The sequence below is a fragment of the Bartonella sp. AA81SXKL genome (assembly GCF_042196945.1).
Taxonomy (GTDB): domain Bacteria; phylum Pseudomonadota; class Alphaproteobacteria; order Rhizobiales; family Rhizobiaceae; genus Bartonella.
The window spans coordinates 1-3447 of sequence record NZ_JBHIRH010000042.1 but is presented as its reverse complement, the minus strand read 5'-3'; the positions used below and the strand labels follow the sequence as shown (position 1 = coordinate 3447).

Sequence of the window (3447 nt, the reverse complement as noted above, 5' to 3'; positions counted from 1 at the left end):
GCTCGTGAACCAAATCGGTGATTTCTAAATCTTCAAAATCAATTTCTTTTTTTGATAAAACGATAGTTTTATTTTTTATATATATATTATTCTTATTCTGGTTCTTTATAGCTAGATTTTGCTTGTCGTTTGCTTCAGCAAAAAAAACGTTTTGCTTATCTTTTGCTTCAGCAAAATTATTAATATGTTGTTTTATATTATTTTTTGCTTTTGCACCTTTTTTACCAGCCTCACTACGAACTTGCGATATGTGCTCTTTTTTATCAGAAAAATCTTTTAGCTCTTCTTCAACGCGCGTATTCCACAATCCATTATCTGTCTCAATAACTTTATCATTCCTCATTAAATATTCGACGATAGTTGCGAATTTTTTTCGTGAACAATTGCAAGCGCGTGAAAGCGTTTCAAAATCTTCTTTAATTGGTGCTTTCTTATCGTACATGCGTACAATAAGCGTTATATAAACGCCCCGTTGTTCCAACGTCATCACATCTGTACCACTTATCCAGTCATACAAATGAAATCTTATCCACGGCATACCATTAGACATGCGCATCCCCTTCTTTCATTAAATATAAAATTGCCAAAGCATCTGCTTCGTTGTCGTCACAAGGCGCGTGACCTTTTGCACGCATTGCCTTAATCAATTCTGCTTTTGAGGCATTTCCTTTGCCTGTCATTGCTTTCTTAATCGTACCAACGGGAATGCCTTCATACGGTATCTGATGATGTTCACACCAAGCTGTTAGAGTTGCCAGAAAGCCCCCATAAACATGAGAAGAGTCTGTACCCACATGCCGACGTACCTCTTCAAAATACACCGCATCAATTTCATCAACAGATCTCTTTAGTTCAGAAAGCCATTTCTTAAAGCGCAAGTAACGCATCCCACCGCCTTCAAAACGGCGTGATTGAAAATATTCTGTATCACTTGTGATAAAACCATCTGCATCACGAAGCGCCCAGCCAGTCTTAGTGCCTAGATCAAGACAGAGAATGGTTTGTGCATTAGTGATCATAATCTCCCCTTAAGGCTCTACGTATTTATATGTGTGCTATGACAGAGCGCGTTGTGATTGCTTGTCTTGAAAAAATATTTTTGAAAAAGTACCCTCCCAATGATTCTAAAAAAGTGGGGAGGGGAAAGATGCAAGAATGGATAAAGATATTTCTTACAGGTTTTTTGTCATTTATCGGATCTCTTTCAGTAGCGGTTATTTTAAGAAATAAAGACCGTAAAGAAGCAGCCAAAATCCGCAAAGATGATTTAGAAAAAGCTGCAAAAAAACGAGAAGAAGATAAAGAATGGATAAGCAAGCAATTTGCAGAAAGCCAGGAACAAACGATAGCCCTTAAAGAGCAAGCGATATCGACAAAAGATCTTGCCAAATGGTCAGAAGAACATATTAAAATTTTGTTAGATAACAAAAGAGTAGAGGATTTAGGAACGCCACCTTCCATATATACAACTGGACCCCATTTGCCAACAAAAGGCAAGTGGACGCTTCTTTGTTTAAAGATAAAAAACAATGCACAAACTGTCATCCACGTTTTAAATATAAAGCTAAAAGATGGTCCTCGCTTTATTCTTGGATATGGCATTAGATACAAACCAGAAACAAGATTGTGGCAAATGCAATCACCATATGTTAATCCTGATGCCAGACCAACGTCACACCCAATATCATCCGGATACTGTGAGAAAGCAAAGGATTTTCGAACGGGACAAGAAATCGATGTTAATATTTCTATAGCTCCCTCAGAAGATAAGTACACAGGAATCCTTATTTTTGTAGCAGCGCGTGAAGAAGATATAAAAGCCCAAGTTACTTTAATCATTACTCATACATCCCCATTGAAACCAGAAACAACAATGACTGTAACGACACAAACCGACCTCATAGACTTTAAAAAATTGCATTAACTCACTTAGGCAAACATTTTTATGCTATGATTTATTAATTTGATTTCTTTTTTTGATAACTTCATCCCTTAAGAGATCAAGCCTTAAGAGATCAAGCTTATCTTTGACTAAGATCATAAACAAGATCAGCTCATTTAAGCGATAAAAAGATAACAACTCTTGAGAAAAATAATTATCAAACCAAGTTGTAAAAACTTGCGTAAACGCAGATGAAAACCATTGATTAAAATCATCGTACGGCAATAACGGAAAATAATTTCTATCATCACGCGCAAAGATACTATACAGCATATAGACAAAATAACCTGTCGATGAGGGATCTATTCTTGTTTCAAAAGATGCATCTTGAGGCGAACGGACACCATAATATATGGTTGCCTCTCCAATATTATTAACAAGATCAATCAACTGGACCTTGCTTATAGTGATATGTGGGACATCTATCATCTCTGATCTTTCTTCTTTAAGAGTGTGAAGGGTGCTGTTGTGACAGAGCGCGTTGTGATTGCTTGTCTTGCAAAAATGTTTTTGAAAAAGGAACCTCGCAATGATTCATTGTTAATTAACAATCCTCATTTGTGGCTCAAATGACGCAAGTTAAAAAAGTTCTCCTGCGAAAATAAAATCTCTCAATTTTGGTTCTTCTTTTTTGTTAATTAAGCAAATGATTTTATTATTTAATTTATCAATTAGCTCCATTTGTGAAGCCAACTTTAATCTTTGTTCATACAGGGTCTTATTTTTTTGCTTAATTAAAGAGGATAGGTTTTCAAGTACTACTTGCTGTTGTTCAATTGACTTATCTCGCTCTGCAAGAGTTGCTTCATGCCATCTCATCCAACTATCAAATTTTGACTTATGCCATTCTTCTCGTTTTTTAAGAATTGTTGTGTGAGTTTCGTGTCGTTTCACAAGATCTTCTACGCTACAGTCACGACATGGTACTTTTCTCCATTCTTCCACCAATCTATTTCCATTCTTCATTTTCGTATTACAACCTATTAATCTACAAAACTGGGTGTAGATCTTCTTCAATATTCCGTTTCTCATGATCTTTCTTCTTTAAGCCTGTGAATTATGCTGTGGGTGTTTGTTGTTATCTGTAGAAGCAGCAATAAAAGCAGGCATAGAGCTAGAACCATCTTTCAACTTTTGTAGCTTGAGATAATTTATTACGGAAATCGATCCTCTTTTTTCCCACTTACAAACAGCGGCTTGAGTTACACCAAGCGTTTTAGCCATTTCTGATTGTGTCCAATTAAATTTGACTCGTATTGACTTAGTCAAATTTTTAAAATCTTCTCGTTGATCCATTTACAAGCTCCAATTACAGCTTTGTCTTATTTTATTCATATAATTATAGTTATATAAATATATTATAAATTAACACAAACAATCGCCAAGGGGTGTTAGGGAGGAGAAATTATGGATAAGCCAATTCTTATTAATTCCAATGAAATTTTATTAGTTGTCTATGATGATGATCAAAACATTGGTCGGTCGGGACCACTGGATGAAAGCCA

Annotated in this window: 6 protein-coding genes; 1 reads left to right on the top strand and 5 read right to left on the bottom strand. The window is 35.7% G+C overall.

The genetic code is table 11. The features are described from left to right. On the bottom strand, positions 1–550 hold a 550-nt coding region (locus tag ACFINZ_RS09065), incomplete at its 3' end, for a DUF1376 domain-containing protein (RefSeq protein ID WP_375701358.1). Next, positions 543–1019 (bottom strand): crossover junction endodeoxyribonuclease RuvC, encoded by a 477-nt coding sequence (locus tag ACFINZ_RS09060; RefSeq protein ID WP_375633204.1) that lies wholly within the window; start codon positions 1017–1019, stop codon positions 543–545. The genes ACFINZ_RS09065 and ACFINZ_RS09060, both read right to left, overlap by 8 nt. Before the next feature lie 29 nt (positions 1020–1048). Here ACFINZ_RS09060 and ACFINZ_RS09055 point away from each other — a divergent pair, with 29 nt between their 5' ends. Next, positions 1049–1924: a hypothetical protein gene (locus ACFINZ_RS09055; protein ID WP_375642943.1), complete on the top strand. Its 876-nt coding sequence runs from the start codon at positions 1049–1051 to the stop codon at positions 1922–1924. Between the two features lie 24 nt (positions 1925–1948). Here ACFINZ_RS09055 and ACFINZ_RS09050 read toward each other — a convergent pair whose 3' ends face one another. The 3 genes from ACFINZ_RS09050 to ACFINZ_RS09040 all read right to left on the bottom strand — a co-directional run bounded on the left by ACFINZ_RS09050 (position 1949) and on the right by ACFINZ_RS09040 (position 3238). After that, entirely contained in the window at positions 1949–2371 is a 423-nt protein-coding gene (locus ACFINZ_RS09050) for a hypothetical protein (RefSeq protein WP_375633202.1), read from the bottom strand. 150 nt (positions 2372–2521) lie between these two features. Further along, the gene (locus tag ACFINZ_RS09045) at positions 2522–2974 is read right to left on the bottom strand and encodes a hypothetical protein (RefSeq protein WP_375633201.1); all 453 of its coding nucleotides are present in this window, start codon (positions 2972–2974) and stop codon (positions 2522–2524) included. Positions 2975–2986: 12 nt separating this feature from the next. After that, on the bottom strand, positions 2987–3238 hold the full coding sequence (locus ACFINZ_RS09040) for a helix-turn-helix transcriptional regulator (protein WP_375633200.1): 252 nt from the start codon (positions 3236–3238) through the stop codon (positions 2987–2989). Between the last annotated feature and the right edge of the window lie 209 nt (positions 3239–3447).